Annotated in this window: 20 protein-coding genes and 1 tRNA gene; 8 read left to right on the plus strand and 13 right to left on the minus strand. The window is 67.4% G+C overall.

Annotated elements, in window-relative coordinates; all coding sequences use genetic code 11:
• Positions 1-2: 2 nt before the first annotated feature.
• The gene (locus E3O25_RS09420; RefSeq protein ID WP_241983950.1) at positions 3-872 is read right to left on the minus strand and encodes a biotin--[acetyl-CoA-carboxylase] ligase; all 870 of its coding nucleotides are present in this window, start codon (positions 870-872) and stop codon (positions 3-5) included.
• A gap of 223 nt (positions 873-1,095) precedes the next feature.
• Between E3O25_RS09420 and E3O25_RS09425 the strand changes: the two genes are divergently transcribed.
• Positions 1,096-2,703: an acyl-CoA carboxylase subunit beta gene (locus E3O25_RS09425; RefSeq protein WP_134361022.1), complete on the plus strand. Its 1,608-nt coding sequence runs from the start codon at positions 1,096-1,098 to the stop codon at positions 2,701-2,703.
• The gene (locus tag E3O25_RS09430) at positions 2,703-2,942 is read left to right on the plus strand and encodes an acyl-CoA carboxylase subunit epsilon (protein WP_134361023.1); all 240 of its coding nucleotides are present in this window, start codon (positions 2,703-2,705) and stop codon (positions 2,940-2,942) included. The genes E3O25_RS09425 and E3O25_RS09430 overlap by 1 nt, the downstream gene beginning before the upstream one ends.
• Positions 2,943-3,404: 462 nt before the next feature.
• Here E3O25_RS09430 and E3O25_RS09435 read toward each other — a convergent pair whose 3' ends face one another.
• From E3O25_RS09435 to E3O25_RS09450, 4 genes are read right to left on the minus strand one after another with little or no spacing between them, the layout of a single operon-like run.
• Positions 3,405-4,502, minus strand: coding sequence for a hypothetical protein (locus E3O25_RS09435; protein ID WP_092107520.1), 1,098 nt, complete (start codon positions 4,500-4,502; stop codon positions 3,405-3,407).
• Entirely contained in the window at positions 4,499-5,854 is a 1,356-nt protein-coding gene (locus E3O25_RS09440) for a sensor histidine kinase (RefSeq protein WP_134361024.1), read from the minus strand. Before E3O25_RS09440 ends, E3O25_RS09435 begins: the two co-directional genes overlap by 4 nt.
• A complete protein-coding gene (locus tag E3O25_RS09445; protein WP_092107516.1) occupies positions 5,847-6,554 on the minus strand; it encodes a response regulator transcription factor in 708 nt (235 codons plus the stop codon). The genes E3O25_RS09440 and E3O25_RS09445 overlap by 8 nt, the downstream gene beginning before the upstream one ends.
• 38 nt (positions 6,555-6,592) lie before the next feature.
• On the minus strand, positions 6,593-7,909 hold the full coding sequence (locus tag E3O25_RS09450) for a class I SAM-dependent RNA methyltransferase (RefSeq protein ID WP_092107514.1): 1,317 nt from the start codon (positions 7,907-7,909) through the stop codon (positions 6,593-6,595).
• Between the two features lie 85 nt (positions 7,910-7,994).
• Here E3O25_RS09450 and E3O25_RS09455 point away from each other — a divergent pair, with 85 nt between their 5' ends.
• On the plus strand, positions 7,995-8,645 hold the full coding sequence (locus tag E3O25_RS09455) for a nucleoside triphosphate pyrophosphatase (protein WP_174721729.1): 651 nt from the start codon (positions 7,995-7,997) through the stop codon (positions 8,643-8,645).
• 85 nt (positions 8,646-8,730) lie between these two features.
• Positions 8,731-10,503 carry a biotin carboxylase N-terminal domain-containing protein gene (locus E3O25_RS09460; RefSeq protein ID WP_134361025.1) on the plus strand — a complete coding sequence of 591 codons (1,773 nt, stop codon included), beginning with the start codon at positions 8,731-8,733 and terminating at the stop codon, positions 10,501-10,503.
• Positions 10,504-10,897: 394 nt separating this feature from the next.
• Here the strand turns inward: E3O25_RS09460 and E3O25_RS09465 are convergent, their stop codons facing one another.
• The gene (locus E3O25_RS09465; protein ID WP_092107641.1) at positions 10,898-12,334 is read right to left on the minus strand and encodes an NAD(P)H-quinone dehydrogenase; all 1,437 of its coding nucleotides are present in this window, start codon (positions 12,332-12,334) and stop codon (positions 10,898-10,900) included.
• Between the two features lie 182 nt (positions 12,335-12,516).
• On the opposite strand from E3O25_RS09465, the gene E3O25_RS09470 reads away from it, so the two are divergent.
• Both E3O25_RS09470 and E3O25_RS09475 read left to right on the plus strand, forming a co-directional pair.
• On the plus strand, positions 12,517-13,350 hold the full coding sequence (locus tag E3O25_RS09470) for a purine-nucleoside phosphorylase (protein WP_092107512.1): 834 nt from the start codon (positions 12,517-12,519) through the stop codon (positions 13,348-13,350).
• 452 nt (positions 13,351-13,802) lie between these two features.
• A complete protein-coding gene (locus E3O25_RS09475; protein ID WP_092107639.1) occupies positions 13,803-15,485 on the plus strand; it encodes a phospho-sugar mutase in 1,683 nt (560 codons plus the stop codon).
• Between the two features lie 74 nt (positions 15,486-15,559).
• Here the strand turns inward: E3O25_RS09475 and E3O25_RS09480 are convergent, their stop codons facing one another.
• The 4 genes from E3O25_RS09480 to E3O25_RS09495 all read right to left on the minus strand — a co-directional run bounded on the left by E3O25_RS09480 (position 15,560) and on the right by E3O25_RS09495 (position 18,282).
• Complete coding sequence (locus E3O25_RS09480) at positions 15,560-15,835, minus strand: PTS sugar transporter subunit IIB (RefSeq protein WP_134361026.1); 276 nt, start codon at positions 15,833-15,835, stop codon at positions 15,560-15,562.
• Positions 15,832-16,287: a PTS sugar transporter subunit IIA gene (locus E3O25_RS09485; RefSeq protein WP_092107508.1), complete on the minus strand. Its 456-nt coding sequence runs from the start codon at positions 16,285-16,287 to the stop codon at positions 15,832-15,834. Before E3O25_RS09485 ends, E3O25_RS09480 begins: the two co-directional genes overlap by 4 nt.
• A 60-nt stretch (positions 16,288-16,347) precedes the next feature.
• Complete coding sequence (locus E3O25_RS09490) at positions 16,348-17,466, minus strand: adenosine deaminase (protein ID WP_092107506.1); 1,119 nt, start codon at positions 17,464-17,466, stop codon at positions 16,348-16,350.
• Between the two features lie 186 nt (positions 17,467-17,652).
• The gene (locus tag E3O25_RS09495) at positions 17,653-18,282 is read right to left on the minus strand and encodes a DNA-directed RNA polymerase subunit beta (protein WP_092107504.1); all 630 of its coding nucleotides are present in this window, start codon (positions 18,280-18,282) and stop codon (positions 17,653-17,655) included.
• A 94-nt stretch (positions 18,283-18,376) separates the two neighbouring features.
• Between E3O25_RS09495 and E3O25_RS09500 the strand changes: the two genes are divergently transcribed.
• Positions 18,377-18,452 (plus strand) — tRNA-Lys (locus E3O25_RS09500).
• Positions 18,453-18,721: 269 nt separating this feature from the next.
• Here E3O25_RS09500 and E3O25_RS09505 read toward each other — a convergent pair.
• The 3 genes from E3O25_RS09505 to E3O25_RS09515 form a co-directional block, all read right to left on the minus strand.
• The gene (locus tag E3O25_RS09505; RefSeq protein ID WP_134361027.1) at positions 18,722-19,273 is read right to left on the minus strand and encodes a pyridoxal 5'-phosphate synthase; all 552 of its coding nucleotides are present in this window, start codon (positions 19,271-19,273) and stop codon (positions 18,722-18,724) included.
• A gap of 108 nt (positions 19,274-19,381) precedes the next feature.
• Positions 19,382-20,608, minus strand: coding sequence for a GAF domain-containing protein (locus tag E3O25_RS09510; protein WP_092107500.1), 1,227 nt, complete (start codon positions 20,606-20,608; stop codon positions 19,382-19,384).
• Positions 20,609-20,699: 91 nt separating this feature from the next.
• The gene (locus E3O25_RS09515; RefSeq protein ID WP_092107498.1) at positions 20,700-22,022 is read right to left on the minus strand and encodes a DUF445 domain-containing protein; all 1,323 of its coding nucleotides are present in this window, start codon (positions 22,020-22,022) and stop codon (positions 20,700-20,702) included.
• A 565-nt stretch (positions 22,023-22,587) separates the two neighbouring features.
• Between E3O25_RS09515 and E3O25_RS09520 the strand changes: the two genes are divergently transcribed.
• Positions 22,588-24,702, plus strand: coding sequence for a heavy metal translocating P-type ATPase (locus E3O25_RS09520; RefSeq protein WP_241988564.1), 2,115 nt, complete (start codon positions 22,588-22,590; stop codon positions 24,700-24,702).
• The last annotated feature ends 101 nt before the right edge of the window (positions 24,703-24,803 follow it).

The following is a 24,803-nucleotide window of genomic DNA, read 5'->3' on the forward strand; positions in this document are numbered from 1 at the left end:
TATTAATACCTCAGGTGGGTGACATCGCCGGCGGCGACAGACCATTGCTCGCCATCGGCCTGGCTGACGACCTGCAATCGGCCCTCACTGTCGATGCCGGTGGCGGTGCCGACCAGGTCGGTGCCGCCGGGCAGCTCGACCCGCACGACGCTGCCGAGGGTGCCGCAGAGTTGGGTGACGGCGGCGTGCAGATCGTGTTGGGCGTCGCCGTTGGCCTGCACGAAAGCGTCGTAGAGCGTGACGAGCTCGTGCAGGTAGGCGGCGAGCACCTGGTCGGGGTCGGGCGCGGTGCGGGTGACCAGCAGCAGCGAGGTGGAGGTGAGGGTGGGCAGGTCGTGCTCGTCGAGCGACAGGTTGAGGCCGGCGCCGATGATGATGCCCTCGCCGTCGGGCAGCAGCTCGCAGAGGATTCCGCACACCTTGTACCCGTCGATGAGCACATCGTTGGGCCATTTGAGAGTCGTGTCGTGGCGGGGCGTCTCGGCCTCTTTCACGTCTTTGACCGGCTGCATGCTGGCTTCGACGGTTTTTCTGACGGCCCGGGTCATGGCGGCGCCAGCCAGCAGCGGGAACCAGCCGAGGCTCGCCGGGGGAAGTTGCGGGCGCACGAGCACCGAAATGGCCAGGGCTTTGCCGGTCGGGGCCAACCACACGCGGCCGAGCCGGCCACGCCCCTGAGTCTGGTTGTCGGTGACGATCACCGAGAGGTCGGGCCAGGCTGCGGCATCCGCTGTGGCGAGTTCTTTGAGCACATCGTTGGTCGAGGCGGCCTCAGACCGGTACTCGAACCGGGTCACCTCGGCGCGGCTGAGCGAAAACTCCATGGTGACAACCCTCTCGTGCCCGCGCACCGGGTTTCTGCCGGTGGTCACCGGCCTGCGCTGTGGCTAATTCAGGATATTCGCTCGATTCGGCCCGCAAACACCCCGTTCTGACCGATATCCCGACGGATTTCCTGAATTAGCCACGAAGAGGCGGGAGAGACAGGAACTTGGGGCTGGCTTGGGTGGCTGCAGGGGGAAACGTGCAGTGTTGCGCGGCAAAGTTGTGGAACATCATCAACGGGGAGCGGTCGGGGGGTGCCGGTAGAGTGAAATGGTGACTGACAAGACGCCCGCTGCGGCACCCGACCTGTATACGACGGCGGGAAAACTCGCTGACCTCAAGCTGCGCTATCACGAAGCCGTGACCGCCAGCGGGGCCACCGCAACCTCGAAGCAGCACGCCAAGGGCAAGATGACCGCCCGCGAGCGCGTCGACCTGCTGCTCGACCAAGGCTCCTTCGTAGAGCTCGACGAGTTCGTGCGGCACCGCACCGTGGCCTTCGGCATGGAGAAGAAGCGGCCCTACGGCGACGCCGTCGTCACCGGAACCGGCACCATCCACGGCCGCCAGGTGGCCGTGTATTCGCAGGACTTCACCATCTTCGGCGGTTCGCTCGGCGAGGTGGCCGGCGAGAAGATCATCAAGGTGATGGATCTCGCCCTCAAGACCGGGGTGCCGATCATCGGCATTCTCGATTCCGGCGGAGCGCGCATTCAGGAGGGCGTCGTGGCCCTCGGCAAGTACGGCGAGATCTTTCGCCGCAACACGGCAGCATCCGGTGTCATTCCGCAGATCTCCATCATCTGCGGTCCGGCGGCCGGCGGCGCGGTCTACTCGCCCGCGCTGACCGACTTCGTGATCATGGTCGACAAGACCAGCCAGATGTTCGTCACCGGCCCCGACGTGATCAAGACCGTCACCGGCGAAGACGTGGGCATGGAAGAGCTCGGCGGCGCCCTCACCCACAACAAGATCTCGGGCGTCTCGCACTACCTCGCGAGCGACGAGCCCGACGCGCTCGACTTCGCCCGCGCCCTACTCAGCTACCTGCCCGACAACAACCTGGCCGAGCTGCCGGTGTTCGACAGCGAGGTCGAGCTCGAAACAACGGATGCCGACCGTCGCCTCAACACGATCATCCCCGATTCGCCCAACCAGCCCTACGACGTGAAAACGGTCATCGAGCACATCGTGGACCACGGCGAGTTCCTTGAGACGCAGCCGCTGTACGCGCCGAACATCGTCGTAGGGTTCGCTCGGGTTGAGGGCCGCTCGATCGGCATCGTCGCCAACCAGCCCAACGCCATGGCCGGCACGCTCAACATCGAGGCCGGGGAGAAGGCGTCACGTTTCGTGCGGTTCTGCGATGCGTTCTCGATTCCGATTCTCACCCTCGTCGACGTGCCCGGCTTTCTGCCCGGCACCGACCAGGAATGGACCGGCATCATCCGTCGCGGGGCCAAGCTGCTCTACGCCTACGCGGAGGCCACCGTGCCGCTCGTCACGGTCATTCTGCGCAAGGCCTACGGCGGCGCGTACATCGTGATGGGCTCCAAGCAGCTCGGCGCCGACACCAACCTGGCCTGGCCGACCGCGGAGATCGCCGTGATGGGTGGCCAGGGCGCCGTGAACATTCTCTACCGTGCCGAGATCAAGGCGGCCGAGCAGGCCGGCGAAGACGTCGCCGCGGTGCGCACCCGCCTGGCCAACGAATACACCTACAACGTGGCGAGCCCGTTTCTCGCTGCGGAACGCGGAGAACTCGACGGCATCATCGAACCGGCCGCCACGCGCGTGTCGGTCGTCAAGGCGTTGCGGGCGCTGCGCACCAAGCGGGCTTCGCTGCCGGCCAAGAAGCACGGGAACATTCCGCTCTGATGCCTTCTTCTGTGAAGCCCTCAGAGTTTGATCCGTCGGAGCTGGTTTTCGTGACCACGCACGTGAGTGACGCCGAGGTGTCGGCGGTGAGTGCCGTCATCCGTGGGCTGTTGCGGGAGGAATCCGACGAGCGTCGGGCCGCCCCGGAACCCGGTCAGAGCGCCTGGCAGCAGAGCCAGCGCCCGCTTCGCAAGCCCGTGCACCCCGGCCCCGGCCGCTGGCGCGGCTTCACCGGCTAACGCTCCCGCTTTCACCCCGCTTTTTTTTGGACGGGGCCCGGGCCCCGTCCACAGGCCCAGTTTATAAACTGGGCCCAGGGACGGGGCCCGGGCCCCGTCCACGTGTTGGGTGGGGCTGGGGTGGGGCGGGGCGCAACCACCGGTATGTCTGTCCTCCTAAATGCCGACTGTGCAGGCGCATTCGTTCGGTCAGAATAGAAGTGCTCGGTGACGCTCCTGGAGTTTCACCACCAATCATTCGCTGACTAGGGTAAGCGAGCGAATGTGTTGGGGGCGAGAACGGATGGCATTCGGGTTGTCGTCCTTTCTCGAATAGTCGTTAGGGGATCAGCTTCGGCTGGTCCCCTTTCGCGTTCCTGCCGCCAGCTGAGCGCACACGGCTCTCGCCAGCTGAGCACGCCCCTCTCGCCAGGGGGATGCCGGTGCTCGCTGCGCCCCGCCCGATGCGCGGCACGCGCAGTTTTAGGCAGAGACGGCGGGCTCAGCCTGCCGGGGGATTTCCAACCACAGGTCGACCTCTTCGTTGGAGGAGTCCGGCCCGAGGGCACTCTCCGCCGGGTCGGGACTGCTCAGGCCAACCACGGTCACCGCGACGGTCGCACTGTCCGCCGACGTGCGGGCGATGATCTTGTCGGCACTCGTGCGGCCGATAGCGGTCGCGAGGGTGTTGAGTACAATCTCCAGGTCGGCACCGTTGAGGTCGTCGATGCCGCCCTCATCGAGCAGGGTCACACTGGCACCGCGTCGTCTGGCGGCCATCACCTGCTCCCGCACCGCGTGGTTGAGCAGCCGGCGCCCGCGAATTTCATCGCGAATGGCCGCTTCGAGCAGCCGGCATTCCTGGCGGTCCGCCTCACTGAGATTGCCGTTGCTGTCGCTGATGCGGCGCAGCATGGGCATGGCCAGGCGCATGGTCTGGGTGAGTCGCACCTGGCGCTCGTAGAGGTGGGCCTCCTGGGCGGCGTGCCATCCGCTGGCCTCCCGCTCGGCTCGAGCGTACTGGCGGGCGTCCCGGCCGGCTTTCACCAGCGCTTTGGAGAGCACGGCGGCGGCCATCACCCAGACCACGCTGCCGATGACGCCCATGTGCCCCAGCTCGCCGATTCCGGCCCAGACCACGCTGCCGAGGATGCCTCCCCTCCCCACGTCGCTGAGCCCCGCCCAGAGCACGCTGTGCACGACGAGAGTCCCCACACCCAGCAGCGCCAGCTGTGGGCGCTTGCGGGTGGCCGTGATCGTCATCAGGGTGCCGATCGCCGCGACATACCAGGTGGCATAGCCGAGAGTGGTGGAGGAACCGTCAAGCTGGCTGCCGACGATCAGCGGAATCGCGATGGCGACCGCCACGTTGAACAGGGCCAGCGGCAGCGACATGCGCATCGGGCTGGTGGGCCAGAGGCTCGCAATGGTCGCCACTATGTACAGCCCCATCGCCGCCAAAATCGGCATCGAGGAGGCCGGTTCGTTGATCGAATACAGGCCGAGCAGCACGTGGTAACCGGAAAAGCAGGTCGCCACTATAAGAGTCAGCGTTCGAGAGACCACCACGACACCGGTCATGATCGGATACCCCCGTCCGGCGAGTTCACGTTCAACGCGGCGCCCTCGTCGTCGGGCCGGGGCCAGGTGATGGTGATGGTGGTGCCGAGGCCGGGGCTCGTGCGCAACACGGCCACGCCTCCGGCGCTCAGCACCCGGTCGTGGATCGACACGCGCAGGCCCAGTCGGGCGCTGTCAACGCTGGCAACGTCGAAACCGCGGCCGGTGTCACTGATGCTGATGGTGCATCCGTTCTGATCGTTGCCGCCGATGATGAGCCGGCGCGACTGGGCGGGGCCGGCATGCTGCACGCTGTTGACCATGGCCTGCACGCTCGCCGAGTAGAGCGCCTCGGCGGCGTGCTCCGGAATGCTGATCGCGTCGACGCATTGCTCGGTCACGGTGAACACTCCGGTCTCGATTGCCGCCGTACGCAGGCGAGCGACCAGCTTGCTGACGGCGACCGACGCATCGTCGAGGTTGCGTTCACCGCTGGCCTCCTGCAAGCGGATGATGGCGCTGCGAGCCATCGCCGCCGCCAGTTCCGCGCCCTTCTCGTTGCGCACGCCGGCGGCTGACAGCAGGGTGGCGAGCACACTGTCGTGCACGATGGAGTCGACCTCGACCCGTTCCACCTCGGTGGCGTGATGGCGCACTGCCACGGCATATTTGGACAGCGCGTTCGACTGGGCGGTGTCGACCTTGGCCGTGGCCTCGCGCAGCACGTAGATGATGATGAGCACCACACCGCCGAGGAGCATGGCGTAGCAGGTGTCGAGCACGGCGAGCAGGCTCTCTGCTTCGCCGCCGGAGGGCAGCAGCCGCACCAGTCCGAAGGCCACCGGGGTGACAACGGTGTACACGGCGGCCCAAAACAGTGGAAAAGCGATCGCCGCACAGGAGGTGGCGACTGTGCACAAATACCACAACCACGGTTTGCTCGCGAGCACCAGGGTGGGATCGATCATGACCAGCGGCCAGACGAGCAGCGCGAACAGATAGATGCCGCTCACCACGGCCGCCGACGTGCGAATGCCGCGCCGCAGCAGCGTGGCGACGACGAACACCAGAATCGACAGGCCGAGCAGGCCGGCGAGCGGGATCGCCGCCTCGGTTTTGCGGGTCGACAGCTGCTCGAGCATGAGCGGCAGGGTCTGCACGGCGAAGATCACCGCGACTCCGGCCACCGAACGGGAGAGCGCAATCTCGATCTGCGCGTGACTGATCGGGTTGCGCGGCTGCCGGGACCGACCGAACAGGCTGCCCTCGGTGCCGCCTGACTCGCCGCGGACCGCCGCGAACGGCTGGGTGGCGGTGGACACCAGGGTGCCGGTGGTGCCGTGGTCGCCCACACGGGCGGCCCGTTTAGACACCGCGGTCAGCTTCGGTCACGTCGAGCCCGGGCAGAATCCCGTCTTCGACGGCGCGGCGCAGCAGATCAACCTTGGTCGGCGCCGGGCGCCCGACCTCGACGTACTTCACGCGAATGCGGTCGAGGTATTCCCGGGCGGTGGAGTGCGCGATACCCAGCTGCATGGCGACCATCTTGAGCGGCAGGCCCGAGGCGTAGAGGTGCAGCACGTCGCGTTCGCGGCGACCGAGCTGCGCCTTGGCGAAGTCCCGGTCGGCGTCGATGGCGGTGGCCCACTCGAGGTTGTTGAGCACGTCGCCACGGGCGACCGACGCGACGGCGGCCATCACCGTGGTGGTCGGCGACGATTTGGGAATGACCCCGGCCGCACCGGCCGCGAGGGCCTCCCGTACCGAGGCGACCCGGTCGGCGATGCTGTGCACCAAAACGGCGGAGCCGGTGGACTGCACCAGGTGCACGTTGTCGGTGACGAGAGATCCGTCGCCGAGGGAGAGGTCGAGCACAATCACGTCACACTTGCGACCGGCGAGGCCGTCGACGAGGGCTTGCGCCGTCGCTGCAGCGAACAACACCTCGTAGCCGGCGTTCTCGCAGGCGGCCTGCAAGCCCAGTCGCACCGACTCGTGGTCGTCGACGATGCCGACGCGCACGGGTGCCGACGTGGGGGTGGATGGTGCGGGATCGGTTGCTGCGTAGCTCACGGTGTGGCTGCTTTCGGATTGTCTAGTGTCAACGATAGCTATTTGCAGAGCAGGGCGACGGCTTCGACGTGGTGGGTGTTGGGGAACAGGTCGAAAGCGCGCAGGGTTTTTAGCTGGTAGCCCTGCTTCGCGAACAGTGCCACATCGCGGGCGAGCGCCACCGGGTCGCAGGCCACGTACACGATCTGCTGCGGGGCGAGGGTCACAAGCTGGTCGACGACGGCCGCTCCGGCGCCGGACCTCGGCGGGTCGAGCACGACGGTGGCGGCGGCGAGGCGGGCACGCTCCGCGGCATCCGCTTCGCGCAGCAGACGCTGCAGAAAACGGTCGACGCGGTCGGCTTCCGCGGTTGCTCCGGCCCATTCCTTAAGGTTGCGGGCGGCGAAGGCGACCGCGTCAGGGTCGCTTTCCACCGAGGTGATGCGGGTCGTCGAACCGAACCGGTCGCCGACGGCTGCGGCCAGCAGGCCGACGCCGCCGTAGAGGTCGAGGTTGGAGGCGCGCGGGTCGAAGATGTTCGGATCGATGATGTTCTGCACGGCGTGGTACAGGGTGTCGGCGGCCATCGAGTGCACCTGCCAGAATCCGGAACGGTCCAGTTCAAACTCCCGGTCGGCGACGATCTCGTGGATCAGCCCGTGCGGCACCCGCTTGGGCTTACCGGTGGCGTCTTTGGCCGAGACGAGCACCTGCACGTCGCCCTTGCTCGGCGCGACCAGATCGATCTTCGCCGCGTTGTGAAAGAGAGTGTCGAGCGGGGCGCGCAGTTCGAGCTCGTGCTCGGCGAGCGGCAGGTCGTCGACCGGGATGACCCGGTGGCTGCGCGCGGCGTACGGGCCGATGGTTCCGTCGTCGGCCACGTGCAGGCTCACCCTGGTGCGCCATCCGGTGCCGTCCATCGCGTCACCCGGGCTGGCTTTCGCGCTGACCGCGACCGGCTCCACGACCACATCGGTGACGATCCCGGCCATGCGCTGCAGCGCGTCGGCGAGCACCTGACGTTTGAGTTCGCGTTGGAAGCCGAGCTCGATGTGACCGAATTCGGCCCCGCCGGCGCGGTCTTCGGGAGCACGCTCCACGGAGGCCGCACTCCAGATGTGCGGCTGACGTTCGGTTGCCGCGTCGATGACAGCGACGGTCTCGGCCCGCCAGAAGCTCTTGTGGTTGGCCTCGGTGAGGCGGGCGCGCACCCGCTCCCCCGGCAGGGTGTCGCTCACGAAGATGACGCGGCCCTCGTGCCGGGCGATGAAAATTCCGCCGTGGGCGACGTTGGTGATGTCGAGCTCAAGCTCGTCGCCGACCGTCGCAGACGACGTCGGGGCGGGGGTGGCGGGCTGGCTACTCGTGTTGCTCATCTAACGATGATCCCACACCGCCTGGCCGGCTGCCGGTTGCCGCCTGCTTGAATGGATGCCCACGCCTCGTTTGAAAAGGATCATCATGCGCCTCTATCTGGCCTCCACGTCTCCGGCCCGTCTCGCCCTGCTGCGCGCAGCCGGCATCGAGCCGGTGCTGATCAACCCCGACGTGGACGAGGCGCGGGTCGTCGCCGAGACCGAGACCGTGCGCGGCTCAGCGCTTGAGCCGCGAGTGCTCGTGGAGCTGCTGGCGCGCGCCAAAGCGGAGGCTGCGGCATCCGCTCGGCTGGCCGAACCGCTAAACGGGCTGCTGCTCGGCGGTGACTCGGTGTTCGTGCTGGACGACGTGATCTACGGCAAGCCGCACACAGCGGATGCCGCGCGCGAACGCTGGGAACGCCAGCGCGGGCGCACCGGCACCCTGTACTCCGGGCATTGGCTGATCGAGCTCGCCGATGGTGTGCCCGGCCGGGCGATCGGCGCGGTTGCGGTGGCCGAGGTGACCTTCGCCGACGACCTCGACGATGCCGAACTCGACGCCTATATCGCCACCGGTGAGCCCCTCTTCGTGGCTGGCGCGTTCACCATCGACAGCCTTGGCGCTCCCTTCATCACGAGCATCGTCGGCGACCCGTCAACGGTGGTGGGGCTGTCACTGCCCACGCTGCGGCGCCTGGTGCGGGCCCTCGGACACGAGTGGCCGACCCTGTGGAATCGCCCGGGAGCGCTGTAATTGTAGGCATCCGCAAGAATCTGCCGAGTCTTTTTGTGGGACAGAACCAAAAGGGATGTGGCACGGGGCAATAGGCTAGGTGATTGTGTCACTCATAACGAAGGTCCTCATCGCCAACCGAGGCGAGATCGCCGTTCGGGTCATCCGTGCCGCGAAAGACAGTGGAATTCTCTCTGTCGCCGTCTACGCCGACCAGGATCGCGATTCCCTGCACGCCCGTCTCGCTGACGAGGCGTACGGTCTCGACGGCACCAGCGGCGCCGAAACCTACCTCGTCATCGACAAGATTTTGTCGATCGCCCGGCGGAGCGGCGCTGACGCCGTGCACCCCGGCTACGGCTTTCTGGCCGAGAACGCCGACTTCGCCCGCGCCGTGATCAGTGCCGGGCTCATCTGGATCGGGCCGTCGCCCGAAGCCATCGAGCAGCTCGGCGACAAGGTCTCGGCCCGCAAGATCGCCGAGAAGGTCAACGCGCCGATGGCACCCGGCACCCTGAACCCCTGCACCGACGCAGCCGAGGTGCTCGCCTTCGTCGACGTGCACGGCCTTCCCGTGGCGATCAAGGCCGCTTTCGGTGGCGGCGGGCGTGGCCTCAAGGTGGCCCGCACCCGCGACGAGGTCGCCGAGATGTTCGACTCGGCCACCCGCGAGGCCATCACCGCCTTCGGTCGCGGCGAATGCTTCGTCGAGAAGTACCTCGATTCCCCCCGCCACGTGGAAACCCAATGCCTGGCCGACGCGTTCGGCAACGTCGTCGTCGTATCGACCCGCGACTGCTCGCTGCAGCGCCGGCACCAGAAGCTCGTCGAAGAAGCTCCGGCCCCGTTCCTCACCGACGCGCAGACGACCGAGATGTATCGAGCCTCCAAGGCCATTCTGAAAGAGGTCGGCTACCTGGGCGCCGGCACCTGCGAGTTTCTCATCGGCCAGGACGGAACGGTGTCGTTCCTCGAGGTCAACACCCGCCTGCAGGTCGAGCACACCGTCTCCGAAGAGGTCACCGGCATCGACCTGGTGCGCGAACAGTTCCGTCTCGCCGAGGGTGGGGAACTCACCTACGGCGACCCCGTCGCATCCGCTCACTCGTTTGAATTTCGCATCAATGGAGAGGATGCCGGCCGCGGCTTTCTGCCCGCGCCCGGCCCGGTGCACGTGTTCAGGCCGGCCGGCGGCCCCGGCGTGCGTGTCGACACCGGCGTGCAGTCCGGCGATGTGATCAGCGGATCGTTCGACTCGCTCATCGCCAAGCTCATCGTCACCGGCGCGACCCGCGAAGAGGCGCTGGAGCGTTCGCGCCGCGCCCTCGACGAGTTCGAAGTGGCCGGCCTTCCCACCGTGCTGCCCTTTCACCGCAAGGTCGTGCGCGATCCCGCCTTCGCACCGACCGACGGCCAACCCTTCACCGTCTTCACCCGCTGGATCGAGACCGAGTTCGAGAACGACATCGAACCGTGGAGCGGCAGCTGGGAAGACGCCCCCGGACCGCAGAAACGCCACAGTATCGTCGTGGAGGTGGAGGGACGCCGCATCGAGGTGACCCTGCCCACCCGGCTGCTGCCCGGCGGCGCGAGCGCCCGCTCGGTCGGACCGGCACCCAAGCGTCGCGGCGGCCTGCACGCCGTCGACACCGCCACCGGAGACGCCATCAAGGCACCGATGCAGGCGACCATCGTCAAGCTGCTCGTTGCCGAGGGTGACACGGTCGTCAAGGGCGACCTGCTGCTCGTGCTCGAGGCCATGAAGATGGAGCAGCCGCTCGTCGCGCACCGCGACGGCACCGTCGGCAACGTCACTGCGGTCGTCGGCGAGACGGTCTCCTCCGGCAGCGTCCTGCTGACCGTCTCCGACGCCGCCTAGCCCCTTCGTTTTCCCGTCGGCCGTGCGTTTCGGAGGCTGGCGCATGCTTTCGAGGTAGGCCCCGGAAACCGGGTCATCCGCTCCCCGCTCAAACATTGCGATGTTCCAGGGCCCTGCGCGAAAAGCGTGCGCAGAGCCCTGAAACACCGCAAAACTCGCAACTCCGCGAATAACCCGGCCCCCGAGGCCGGTCACATGCGTTTGTCCGACGCGAGAGTATCTGCGGGACCGGGCGGGGGCGGGGTATTCGCGGGGTGACGAGTTATGCCGGTTTTCAGGAAGGGATCCGAACGCTTTTCTCGGATCTCTTCCTGGAAACCGGCATTGTTTGAGCTGAGGAGCGGATGCCCTGCCCCCAACCCCGTCGACGGAAGCATGCGCAGGGCGTCGGGAACTAGAGGACTACGTGCATCGCTCGCGCGGCATCCGTTATGGAGCCGGTGAGCGAGGGGTAGACCGGGAAGGTGCGGGCGACCTCGTCGACGGTGAGTCGGTGTTCGACGGCCAGGGCGAGCGGAAAGATGAGCTCGCTGGCCTTGGGGGCCACGATGACGCCGCCGATGACAGTGCCGCTGCCGGTGCGGGCGAACAGCTTAACGAAGCCGTCCTTGATTCCCATCATCTTGGCCCGCGGGTTTTGCGACAGGGGCAGCTTGTAGATCTCGCCCTGGGCGAGTCCGTCTTCGATCTGCTTCTGGGTGTAGCCGACGGTGGCGATCTCGGGCTGGGTGAAGATGTTCGCGGCCACGTTGCGAATCTCGATGGGGTTGACGGTGTCGCCCATGGCGTGGAACACCGCGGTGCGGCCCATCATGGAAGCCACGGAGGCCAGCGGGATCTCGGTCGTGCAGTCGCCGGCCGCGTAGATGTTCGGAATCGAGGTGCGGGCGACCCGGTTGACCTGGATGTGCCCGGAGTCGGTGATCTGCACCCCGGCCTGCTCGAGGCCGATGTTGGCGGTGTTCGGAATGGAGCCGACGGCGATGAGGCAGTGGCTGCCTTCGACCGTGCGTCCGTCGGCGAGGGTGGCGACGACGCCGGTCGGGGTGCGTTCAACCGAGGAGGCTCGCGACTTGGAAAGCACGGTCATGCCGTTGCGCTTGAAGACGTTCTCGATGACGTTGGCGGCGTCGGCGTCTTCACCGGGCAGAACCTGGTCACGGCTGGAAATGAGGGTGACCTTCGCGCCGAGGGCGCGGTAGGCGGAGGCGAACTCGGCGCCGGTCACACCGGAGCCGACCACGATGAGGTGTTCGGGAATGGCCTTGAGGTTGTAGAGCTGGGTCCAGGTGAGGATGCGCTCACCGTCGGGCATGGCCGAGGCCAGCACGCGCGGGCTGGCTCCTACCGAGACGACGAGGGTGTCGGCGTCGATGCGGTCGAAGTCGGTGGCCGTTGCGTCGCCCGAGGTGGCGACGATGATGCCGGTGGTGCCGTCGAGACGTCCGTGGCCCTGCACGTAGCGCACGCCGGCGCGAATGAGCGTGGCCTTCATGTCTTCGGACTGCTGGCGGGCGAGAGCGAGCAGTCGCTTGTTCACGGCGGCCAGGTTGATGGCCACTTCGGGGCGCAGCGGTTTGCCGGTCTCGCCGCGTACGAAGAACTGCACGCCCAGGTCGGTGGCCTCGCCGATCGAGTTCGAAGCCTCGGCCGTGGCGATGAGCGACTTGGAAGGGACGACGTCGGTGATCACGGCTGAACCGCCGACACCGACGCTTTCAATGAGGGTGACGTCGGCACCCTGTTGTGCTCCGGCGATGGCCGCTTCGTATCCGCCGGGCCCACCGCCTAATACTGCGATGCGCTGCTTGCGTTCGAACTCATAGGCCATGTAGTCCATTCTCGTGGCCCGCGCACCCCTCACAAAACCGTCTGCGGGCCGACGCCGCCTGCTTTGTCCCCCGAAATGGGCGAAAACGCACCGAATGGGCGTCTCGGCGCCCGTTCGGCGCGCCGATGAGCAGAATTCGCGCAGAATCTCCATGCCCGCGATGGGGGTTCTAGAGTAGTGAAATGTTCACGAACGAGATCAACCCGTTAGACCTGCCCGAAACAGATCCGTTCGAGGCAGCACGGTCAGCCGCCGCGGAGATCGCCGGCATCACGGGAGTCCCCCGGCACGACATCGCTCTCACGCTCGGCAGCGGCTGGGCCAAGGCCGCCGACCTGATCGGTGAGACCACGCACACCGTGGCCGCTGCGGACATCACCGGGTTCAGCGCCCCCGCGCTGGCCGGTCACGCCGGCACGCTGCGCTCCATTCTGTTGCCCGGCGGCAAGCGCGCACTCGTGATCGGCGCCCGCACCCACTACTACGAGGGCCACGGTGTGCGCCGGGTCGTGCACAGTGTGCGCACGGCGGCGGCGACCGGAGCGACGACGATGATTTTGACCAACGGGGCCGGCGGCATCCGTGAATCGTGGACGCCGGGAACCCCGGTGCTGATCAGCGACCACATCAACCTCACCTGTGATTCGCCGCTCGAGGGCGCAACCTTCGTCGACCTGACCGACCTGTACTCGCAGCGGCTGCGCGACCTGGCCCGCAGCATCGACCCAACCCTCGACGAGGGTGTGTACTGCCAGTTTCGCGGGCCGCACTACGAGACCCCGGCCGAGGTGCAGATGGCCAAGGCCATCGGCGGCCACATCGTGGGCATGTCGACCGCGCTCGAAGCCATCGCGGCCCGACAGGCCGGCATGGAGGTGCTGGGCCTCTCGCTCATCACCAACCTCGCGGCCGGCATTCAGAAGACTCCGCTCAGCCACGGTGAAGTGATCGAGGCCGGTGCGCTCGCTGAACCGGTGATCAGCGCGCTGCTCGCGCGGATCGTGGCCGCACTGTGACCGGCCAGGGCGAGCCCGGTTCGGAGGTCGACCGTCCGGCAGAGCGCACCGGCGGCCGCCACTCCGGCCCGCCGGCTTCGGCAACGGATGCCGCGTCGCCCGCTTCCGTCCCCGTCACGCCGCCCAATGCTGCGCCCGTTGCGGCTGCGCCCGTTGCTGCTGCGCCCGTTGCGGCGCCTGCTGCTGCGCCTGCGACGGCAGCGGATGCCGCGCCCCGCGTCACCGACTCTGATGACGCCGACGAGGACCCGACGCCGACCCGCGCCCTGCCGATCATTCCCGACGATTCCCGCTCGGATGCCGGTGCGCCCCTCACACAGAATACCGACGATGATTTCGAACCGACGGTCGCCATTTCGACGATCACCCCGGGCAGCACCGGGGACGACGACCTCGCCACCGCTCCGCTCGCCCAGGAGACCCCGCCGGCCTCGACCGACCGCACCGCGGCGCTGCTGCAGGCGGCCAGGGCCTGGCTCAACCAGGATCCCGACCCGGAGACCCAGGCGCAGTTGCGCACGCTGATCAACGCCGTCGACGACGGCGACACCGTGGCTCTGTCGAACCTGCACTCCCGCTTCGACACCCGGCTCGCCTTCGGCACGGCCGGGCTGCGCGGCGAGATCTCCGCCGGCCCGAACCGGATGAACCGCGTGCTCGTCTCGCAGGCCGCGGCCGGCCTCGCCACCTACCTGCGGCGGCGTGCCGCCCCGGGAGTGACACCGTCGGTCGTCATCGGCTACGACGGACGCAAGAATTCCCACGTTTTCGCGACCGACACGGCGGCGATCATGGCGGGCGCGGGGGTGCGCGCCATCCTCTTGCCGCGGTTACTGCCGACGCCCGTGCTGGCCTTCGCGGTGCGCCACCTCGACACCAGTTGCGGTGTGATGGTGACCGCGTCGCACAACCCGCCGAACGACAACGGCTACAAGGTGTACCTCGGCGGTGCGAACAACGGCGCGCAGATCGTCTCCCCCGACGACAAGGCCATCTCGGACGAAATTCTGCGCGTTGCCGCCGACGAACAGGTGTTGAAGCTTCCGCGCGGCGCGTATGAGACCGCCGAGGAAGACGTGGTGCTCGCCTACATCGCTGCCACGGCGTCACTCGCGCACACACCGCGCGCGCAGGTGAACGCGGTGTACACGGCCATGCACGGGGTCGGCTGGGACACCACCCGCCGAGTGCTGGAGAAGGCCGGTTTCGACCTGCCAACCCTCGTCGACGCGCAGATCGCCCCCGACGCCGCTTTTCCGACCGTGGCGTTTCCGAACCCGGAAGAGCCCGGCGCGATGGACCTCGCCTACGAGACCGCGCGCGAGGTGGGCGCCGAACTCATCATCGCCAACGATCCGGATGCTGACCGTCTCGCCGTCGCCATCCCCGACCTGTCGAGCGCGAGCGGTTTTCGGCGGTTGAGCGGCAACGAGGTCGGGGCCGTTCTCGGCTGGCGCGCCGCCGCGCTCACCTCCCCCGATCCCGACGCTGTTGCCGCTGACAACACGGGCACGCTGGCCTGCTCGATCGTGTCGACGCCGGCGCTGCACGCGGTAGCGGATGCCTACGGCCTGCGTTTCGTCGAGACCCTCACCGGCTTCAAATGGGTATCCCGCGTGCCGGGGCTGGTCTACGGCTTCGAGGAGGCGCTGGGCTACCTGGTGAACCCGGAGACCGTGCGCGACAAGGACGGTATTTCGGCCGCCGTCGCGCTGCTCTCGCTGGTGAGTGACCTCAAGGCGGAGGGGACGACCCTCGCCGGGTATCTCGACCGCTTCAGTGAGAAATTCGGACACTACGCCTCGGGCCAGATCTCGGTGCGGGTCAGCGAGCTGTCGACGATTGCGCTCGTGATGACGCGGCTGCGGGAGTCCCCGCCGACCCACGTGGGCCGCATTCGCGTCGACGAGATCGACGACTTTCGGTGGGGGTTCGGCGACCTGCCGCCGAGTGACGTGCTGCGCATCCGCTTGACCGATGGGTCCCGTGTGATGGTGCGCCCGAGCGGTACCGAGCCGAAGCTCAAGGTGTACATCGACACCCGCAGCACGGTCGGCACCCTGGTGGAGCGGCGCTCGGCCGCTCAGGCGGCGCTCGACGAACTCGAGCGGGGCATGCACGCGCTGATCGCGTAGGCGGAGTGGGTGGAGGCCATCCGCTTGCTGGGCCCACCTTAGGAAACCGGGCCCATGATCGAAAGTGGGAGGAGCTAGGAACCCAGCGCGATCTCGAGCTTGGCGACGAGTTCGTCGACGTCGAAGTAGTTGTTAATGACGATCACGTCGGCGTTGGTCTTGCCGATCGCATCAACGAGCTCGGATGAGGTCAGAATGACCTGCGCATCGGCCGCGGCGACCCGCACTCCGGCGACATCCGTGGCCTGCACGCTTGCCTCGATGTCAAGACGGTCGAGGGCGCGCTCGGCGTTGACCTTGAGGATCGCCGAGGTGCCGAGCCCGACGCCGCACATCACGACGATCTTCATTCGGGTGCCACGGTCTGCCCGAACACGCTCTGCACGAACTCGGCGGTGGTCGCACCGGCGAGGGCCGGGATCACCTTCGGGTCGTTGAACACGTTGGCGAGTTCGGCGACGAACTGCAGGTGGTCGTCAGCGCCGGTCACGGCCAGGCCGACGATCACGCTGACCGGGTCGTTGTGCGGGTGCCCGAAGGCGACCGGCTCGGCGAGGGTGACGACGCAGAGCCCGTCGGCGAGAACATCCGCTCCCGGGCGGGCATGCGCGAGCGCCAGACCGGGCGCGATCACGATATAGGCACCGAATTCGCGGATCACCTCGATCATGCGATCGGTGTAATTGGATGTCGCGGCGCCGGAACGCACGAGGGCGTCACCGGCCGCCGTGATGGCGGCCGGCCAGTCGTCAGCGTGCGCGCCGATCGTGATGGCGTCAAGCGGGAGGTGCGGCAGTGGCATTTTTTCTTTCGACTATTCAGGAGTGAGTCGGCTCAGCCAACTCGGCGAGCCAGACCGGTGTCAGGCCTCGCCGAAGCCGGTTTCGATGGCTTCGACGAGTTCTTCGCGGTCTTCGAGCGGCAGGAACGCGGCGTGGGCGGCGTTCAGCTGGAAGGTCTCGAGGTCGCCCAGGTCGTAGCCGAACGCGTCGGAGAGCAGGGCAAGTTCCTGGGTGAGGGTGGTGTCGCTCATCAGGCGGTTGTCGGTGTTGACGGTGACCTTGAAACCGAGCTGGTAGAGCAGGTCGAACGGGTGGTCGAACAGTTCCTCGCCCCAGGCGGCGACCGCTCCGGTCTGCAGGTTCGAGGACGGGCTCAGTTCGAGCGTGAGTTCGCGGTCGCGAACCCACTGGGCTACCGGGCCGAGGGTGACGAAGGTGTTGTCGTCGTCCTGGCGTTCAATGGTGACATCTTCGGCGAGGCGCACACCGTGGCCGAGGCGCAGCGCGCGGCCGTCGAACAGGGCACCGCGAATGCTGTCCAGGCCGTCGGCCTCGCCGGCATGCACGGTGACCGGCATGAATTCGCGGGCCAGCAGGTCGAAGGCGGCGCGGTGGGTGCCGGCCGGGAAGCCGGCTTCAGCGCCGGCGATGTCGAAGCCGACGACGCCGTCGAAGCGGTAGCGCACGGCGAGTTCGGCGATTTCGAGTGAGCGGTTGGCGTGGCGCATCGCGGTGATGAGCTGGCCGATGCGAATGCTCCGGCCAGACTTTTCGACGTTCTCGATGCCGGCTTCGATGCCGTCCTGCACGGCTTCGACGACCTCGTTGAGGGTGAGTCCGCGGGCCAGGTGCTGTTCGGGAGCCCAGCGAATCTCCCCGTAGATGACGCCGTCGTCGGCGAGGTCTTCGACGAATTCGCGGGCAACCCGGCTGAGGCCCTCCCTGGTCTGCATCACGGCGGTCGTGACGTCGAAGGTTTTGAGGTATTCCACGAGCGAGCCCGCGTTGGACTGGTCGGCGAACCATTCGCCGAGCGCGTCGGCATCCGTTGTGGGAAGCACGAATCCGATGGAGTCGGCCAGTTCGATGATGGACTGCGGGCGCAGGCCGCCGTCGAGGTGGTCGTGCAGCGAAACCTTGGGCAGGGTGTTGATGCTCGTGCCGCCGCCGGGCATGAGGAATTCCTCGATCAAAGTCATACGAACAAGCTCCTCGGTACGGGGGCGGAAGTGAACTACAACCGCGCGCCCAGCTTATCGGAGCGGCTCTGGACGGACCATGAGAAAGCGGCAAGCGGATGCCGCGCGGGCGGCTGGCTGCGTGGCCGAGCGGATGCCTGCGGCAGCGCCCCAACCGGGCGGCCCGGCGACACCACCCGTGCCGGGCTACTCCAGGGAGTCGCGGCGCCAAAGGCGCGCGCAGGCCGCGAATTCGGCTGCGGTCGTGGAAAACCGCAGCGCCCGGGTGGTCAACTCGGAGGAACGGTGAGGCTCGGTCAACTCGAGGTCATCGGCGATACTCGTCGCGCCGATTGCTGTGACCCGGCAGTAGGCCGCGCCGCGATCCAGTGCCACGGCGAAGTCTCCGGTGAACAAGCCGCGCAGAATTTCATCGGCCAGCACCATGATCTCGGCCGGACCGGTGGGCACCGCGGCGCCCGCGACGAGCGGGTCGATCGTGGCGGCAGCATCCGTTCCCCGTTGGTACAAGAACGCGCACCCCTCGGGATCCTGCCGAATCAGCATGCGAATGAGGTAGATGCGCCAGAGCGCGCCCGGCAGGCTGCGCGGCGCGGCCCGCGACCACAGCTCGGCGACCGCGTCGATACCGTTCTCGTCGGTGTAGGCGACCAGGCGTTCGACCGTCTCCGGATCGGGGTCGCTGCGCACCCGGTTGAGCAGAGCTTGCGCGGTCTCGTGCGCGACGCGGCTGATGTAAGCCGGATCGTCGCCGCCCTGGAAGGCCTCGAATTTGTTCGCGGAGAACAGGGTGGGCTTGTGAAAGTTCTCGGCCACGGCGGGTTCTCCTTCGGTTCAGGCAGCTGGTTTTTGCTGCCCTCCACGCTACCCAGAAAAGCTGAGCGCGAATCCACGGTAGATTAGAACCTACGGGCCTCTAGCTCAGTTGGTAGAGCAAAGGACTTTTAATCCTTGGGTCGTCGGTTCGAGCCCGACGGGGCCCACCATGATCGCGCACGTGGCGCGGTAAATGCGCACCGAATCCACTGGATTCGGTGCGCATTTCTGTTCCAGGGCCGGTGCCCCAGGGCTCTTCAGGCCGGTGCCCCCATGGCGCTCGGTGACTTGCTGCGGCGGTGGCTAATTCAGGAAATCCCCGGCCCGATCGTGCCGCCGCCCGGCGTAGCCGCGGCCAGTCGAAAACCTGGGCCCGGATTTCCTGAATTAGCCACCAAAACCCGGGCAGAGCCGGGCAGCGGATGCCGCGGGGCGCGGTTTAGAGCACGTAGCGGTGCCGAATGTGGTGGCGATCGCCGCTCGCCTGCCAGAATTCGACCTCGGTGGGGTGCAGCGCGTACAGCTGCCACTGGGGGTTGGCCTGACCGTCAGCTCCCGGGCGTTCCTCCCAGTCCGCAGCGGATGCCTCCGCCGACAACACCGAAACCTCACCAACCACGCGCACCTGCCTCCCGAGGGCCGCCCAGTAGAAGTTCAGGGCCGCGTGCGGGTTCGCGGTGAGTTCGCGCCCCTTGCGGGATGTGCGTGTGCTCGCGAACTGCCAGACTCCGAAGTCGACGCCCGCTGTCGCGCCCGAGGAAGCCGGCTCGAGGTTCTTCAGAATGAGCATGCGCGACGACACCAGCCCGGTTGCGGTGGCCGTGGCCAGGCTGAAGGCGTGGGGCTGGGGCACGCCGGCGTCGAGCGCGTGCTCGAACCAGTCCAGAAAGAGGGCGACCGGATCGGCTGGAGCCGTGGCCGGATCAAACGACGGCAGGTCGGCGGGAAAATCGGGCAGGGCGCGCAGGCGCCGACGCAGGGAATCGCTCACGCCGCGAGCCTACCCGCCGAGCATCGAGCATCGAACACCGAGGCACCAGGCACCGAACACCGAGCACCAATCACCGAACATCAGCTGGCAGACACCTGGCACCGGCAGCTACCGCGCCTTCCGCCCCACCCGCAGCTCGCGCTGCACCAGCAGGGCGAGCTCCCGCAGCAACACCTGGTCGACGTCGGCCGCCGAACGCGGTTTCGGATCGAACACACACAGGGCGCCGATGCGCTCACCCGACGGCGATTCGATGGGAAACCCGGCGTAGAAGCGGATGCGCGGATCACCCTGCACGAGCGGGTTCTCGTTGAATCGGGCGTCGCTGCGGGCATCCTCGACGATGAGCGGGCCGTCGTCAGTAATCGTGATCGCGCAGAACGAGTCGGAACGCGGCACTTCGGTTGCCGCCAGCCCGACCCGGGCTTTATGCCACTGCCGGTCGCGATCGATGATGGTGATCAATGCCGATTCGGTGTCGAACAGACGCTGCGCGAGCAGCACCAGCCGGTCGAACCGGGCCTCCGACGGGGTGTCGACAATGGCGAGGCCGTCGACGGCCGCCTGCCGGGTGCGTTCCCGGCCGGCGACATCCGTTTGGCGTGCTGATTCGGGGCCGGTGAGGCCCAGGCGCGCCGCGTCGAGGCTGTCGGACATGGCATTGGCCAGAAGCACCGCCCAGCCGCGATAGTCATCAGCGGTGCGATGCCGATCGACGTCGACGGTCGCCGCCGGCGAGAACGGCACAAACGTCGTGCGCGGTGCCTCGTGGGCCAGGCGGGTGCCGACCGTGTTGAGGTCGGTGGCCGACCAGTCGGCGATGCCTACCAGCGGGCGTCGGAAGATTTCAATGCTGCGAATGGGCGGAATGCCGAGCACGAAGATTTGGGTGCTGCGCGAGGTCTCGTGCTCCAGCACCGCGAGCAGGGCCGCCAACCGGTCGCGCCATTCGCTGACGCTGGTCAGGTCGAGGGCTTCGTTGAGGCCCAGAATGACGACGACGGCGTCAAACCGACCGAGCCGGGTGCCGTTCAGCGCCACGAGAGCATTCGCGGCGGTCATGCTGCGGCTGGCCACGAGGTCGATGTCAACGCCGCGACCAGTGCGCGCGGCCAGTTCGCGGGCGAGCGAGCCGGGCAGGGCCACCTGGTGGCTGAGCACACCCCAGCCGACAGCGGGTCCGGAGCCGAGAATGAGCACACGATCGCTGTCGATGCCGGCGGCATGGGCCTGCGGGGCGTCGCTCGGACGGGGCAGATGGCGGTCCTGACGTTCGGCGGACGCCGTCCAAGCGCGCATCAGCGGGCGGAGCGCCCACCGGGTGAGGTCGTGCATTTAAGCCTTTCGGGGACAGCAGAAAAACTCAGTCTGCCCCTTATGGGGGAAACCCCGTGAATAGACCTCCAATTCCCAGCAAGTTTGCGGTTCAGAGCAGCGCGGCCACCGCGTGCGCGAGGGTGAAAATGACCAGGCCGGCCAGGGCGCCGACCACCGTTCCGTTGATGCGGATGAACTGCAGGTCACGCCCCACCTGCAGCTCGATCTTCGCGGCGGTCTCGGCCGCAGGCCAGCGCTCGACCGTCTCGGTGATGACCCCGGCGATTTCGTGGCGATAATTGGCCACGATGTAGCTGGCCGTGTCGGCGAGCCAGCGGTCGATGCGGGAGCCGAGCGCGGCATCCGTGGTGAGGCGTTTGCCAATGTCTTCGAGGGTCGAACGGATGCCGACCCGCAGCGCGCTCGTCGGCTCGCCGAGGGCCTGGGTGAGCGATGATTTGATGGCTTCCCAGGTGTCGCCGGCGAACTCGCGCAGTTTGGCGTTGTCGAGCACCTCGGCCTTGAGGTTCTCGACCCGGTCGATCATGGCCGGCTCGTACTGCAGGTCATGCATGACCTCGTTGAGATAGTCGTCGAGGGCGGTACGCACCGGATGCTGCCGGTTCTGCCGCGCGGACGCGACGAAGGCGAGCACCTCGCGGTACGCCTTGTCGTCGACGAGTTTGTCGACGAATCCGGGCAGCCAGGTGGGCAGCCGCTGCGAGACGACCCGGCCGAACGCTTCGGGATGGTCGCGCAGCCAGCCGTCGGCGCGGTCGAGCAGCAGGTCGACGGCAGCGTGCTGCTGCCCACTCGTGACGAGGCGCTCCCCGACCCGGCCGAGGCTCGGGCCCCACTCTGGCTTGATCAAATGTTCGCGGGCGACGGATTCGATGAGGTTCTTGATGGCGTCGTCGCCGAGCAGGTTGAGCAGCCCCTGGCCGGCGACGGCGAGTTCATCGGTGAGTCTCTCGGCGTTCGTGTCGTCGCTGAGCCAGGCTCCGAGTCGGCGGGCCGGTTTCATCGACTCGAGCTTGCCGCGGATGACCGCCTCGGAGAGAAAGTTGGTCTCGACGAATTCGCCCAGGCTCGCGCCGATCTCGTCCTTGCGATGAGCGATGATATTGGTGTGCGGAATGCGCAGGCCCAGCGGGTAACGGAACAGGGCGGTCACGGCGAACCAGTCGGCGATCGCGCCGACCATGCCGCCCTCGGCCGCGGCGCGCACGTATTCGAGCCAGGGATAGCGGCTTTGCAGGGCGAACGACACCGTGAAGATGACAGCCATGAGGGCGAGCAGGCCGGCCGCGAGCCGTTTCATGCGTTTCAGCGCGGTGCGGCGGGCTGTCTCGTTCGGGGACTCGACGGGTCGGGCTTCACCGAATGTCGTGGGGGTCGCCGTTTCGGGTTGGGGGGCTTCGCTTAGCGCCATGGTTCAAGCCTGCCCGATCGCGGTGCTGCGCGCGTGCACATTTACGCGCGGTGTGCCAGCGGGTTGCGCCCATCCGCTACTTTCGGGTGCCGAGCCGTGAGTCTCGACGCGATTTAATCGATTCAACGGCCTGAAACTCACGGCTCGGCGCAGGTCACCGGGTGAAACTCACGGCTCGGCGCAGGTCGCCGGGTGAAACTCACGGCTCGGCGCGTAGGCAGCACGGAACGTTCAACTTTGCGCAGGGATGGCAGGACGGATACTCTAGGGGGGTATGCGGCATACTCGCGCCGCCAGGCACGCGTCGACGGAGGTGGCATGAGCCCGAGAACGGTCGCGGCCGCATCCGCTTCGAAGGGTGCGCTACTGAACCCGCGCACCGCGTTACGCACGATCTGCCCCTGCCACATTCTCGGCATGAGGATGCCGGCATGGGCGTCGTTCACGCCCCCTGGCGGGCGCGATCAACCCCTTTTTGGTATACCCTTGGGGGGTATTACTCTTGAGAGAACCGGCTTTGAGGAATGACATGACGCAGCCCGACCTAAACCAAACCGATCACGCAATGATGGACCACACCGCGACGAACCATGGCGCGATGAACCACGCCGGTCACGGCGATCACGTGGGGCAGTTTCGGCGCCTGTTCTGGACCATGCTCGTCATCGCGCTGCCGGTCGTGGGGTTCAGCCACATGTTCTCGAGGCTTGTCGGGTACGCCCTGCCCGACATTGTCGGCATCGGCTGGGTCTCCCCCGTGCTCGGTACCGTCATGTATGTCTGGGGCGGCCGGCCGTTCCTCACGGGAGCGGTCAGTGAGCTGAAGGCTCGAAAGCCCGGCATGATGCTGCTGATCGCCCTGGCAATCACGGTCGCCTTCCTCGCGTCGTGGGGCGCGAGCCTCGGCCTCATCGATGCTGAGCTCGACTTCTGGTGGGAACTCGCGCTGCTGATCGTGATCATGCTGCTCGGCCACTGGATCGAAATGCGGTCGCTGGCGCAGACTTCCACCGCCCTGGAGTCGCTCGCCGCGCTGCTGCCGGATGAGGCCGAACGGGTCGAGGGCGACGCTGTCGTCATCGTCTCGCCGAACGATCTGGTGCTCGGCGACCTCGTCGTGGTGCGTCCCGGCGGGCGGGTGCCGGCAGACGGGCAGGTCGTCGAGGGCACGGCCGACGTCGACGAATCGATGATCACCGGCGAATCGCGTCCGGTGCAGCGCACAGTCGGCGACCAGGTCGTGGCGGGCACCGTCGCGACCGATTCCGCCCTGCGGGTGCGGGTCACGGCGGTCGGCGATGACACCGCGCTGGCCGGCATCCAACGGCTGGTCAGCGAGGCGCAGAGTTCGTCGTCGCGGGCGCAGCGCATCGCCGACCGGGCGGCCGGCTGGCTGTTCTGGTTCGCGCTCGGTGCCGGAATGCTCACCGCGATCGTCTGGACCCTGCTCGGCCAGCCTCAGGATGCCGTCGTGCGCACGATCACCGTGCTCGTCATCGCCTGCCCGCACGCACTTGGGCTCGCCATTCCGCTCGTCGTGTCGATCGCCACCGAACGCGCGGCGAAGGGCGGCGTACTGATCAAGGACCGCCTCGCCCTCGAGAGCATGCGCCAGGTGACCTCGGTACTGTTCGACAAGACCGGCACGCTCACCAAGGGCGAGCCCACGGTGAGTCACGTTGCTGTGGCGGTCTCCAGCAGCGAAGCGGATGCCGCGGCGCGCTCGGCTCAGGCCGGCGCAGCTCAGGACGGCGCAGCTCAGGACGGCGCAGCTCAGGACGGCGCGAGTTTCAGCAGCGACGAGGTGCTCGCCTGGGCGGCGGCGGTAGAAGGAGACAGTGAGCATCCGCTTGCCCGAGCCATTGTGACGGCGGCGCGGGCGCGCGAGTTGACCGTGCCGCGGGCGAGCGAGTTTCAGACGGCCGCGGCGGTCGGCGTGACCGGCCTCGTCGACGGGCACAGCGTGAGTGTGGGTGGGCCGAGCATGCTCGACGAACACGGGGCAAGGCCGCTGGCCGAGACCGCGGCGTGGCAAAGCCAGGGCGCGATCATTCTGCACGTGCTGCGGGACGGCGTGGTCATCGGCGCGATCGGTCTAGCCGATGAGATTCGTGAAGAGTCCCGGCAGGCCGTTGACGCCCTGCACCGGCAGGGCATCGAGGTGGTCATGATCACCGGCGACGCCGAAGCGGTGGCCCAGTCGGTCGCCGCCCAGCTTGGCATCGACCGGGTGTTCGCGGGAGTGCACCCCGAGGACAAGGCGCGCAAGGTTCTTGAGCTGCAGCATGAAGGCCGCCGCGTGGCGATGGTCGGCGACGGCGTCAATGACGCTCCGGCGCTGGCCCAGGCCGATGTCGGCATCGCGATCGGCGCCGGAACCGACGTGGCGATCGCGTCGGCCGGGGTGATTCTCGCGAGCGACGACCCGCGCTCGGTGCTTTCGGTGATCGAGCTTTCGCGGGCGAGCTACCGCAAGATGAAGCAGAACCTGTGGTGGGCGGCGGGCTACAACCTATTGTCGGTTCCGCTCGCCGCCGGGGTGCTCGCCCCGATCGGATTCGTGCTGCCGATGGAGATCGGGGCGCTGCTCATGTCGGTCTCGACGGTGGTCGTCGCCCTCAATGCGCAGCTGCTGCGTCGCCTCGACCTGCGCCCGGAGGCGAGTGTGCGCGCGGGCTGAATCGATCCGGTCAGGCCCCCAAACGGGGAAAGCCCACCGTCATCGGATAGTGTCGATCTGCGAGGGGCACACGTCGATTGGCGCAACAGCACAGGAACAGG

It is taken from the genome of Cryobacterium sp. TMT1-3 (assembly GCF_004402315.1).
GTDB classification, from domain to species: Bacteria; Actinomycetota; Actinomycetes; order Actinomycetales; family Microbacteriaceae; genus Cryobacterium; species Cryobacterium luteum.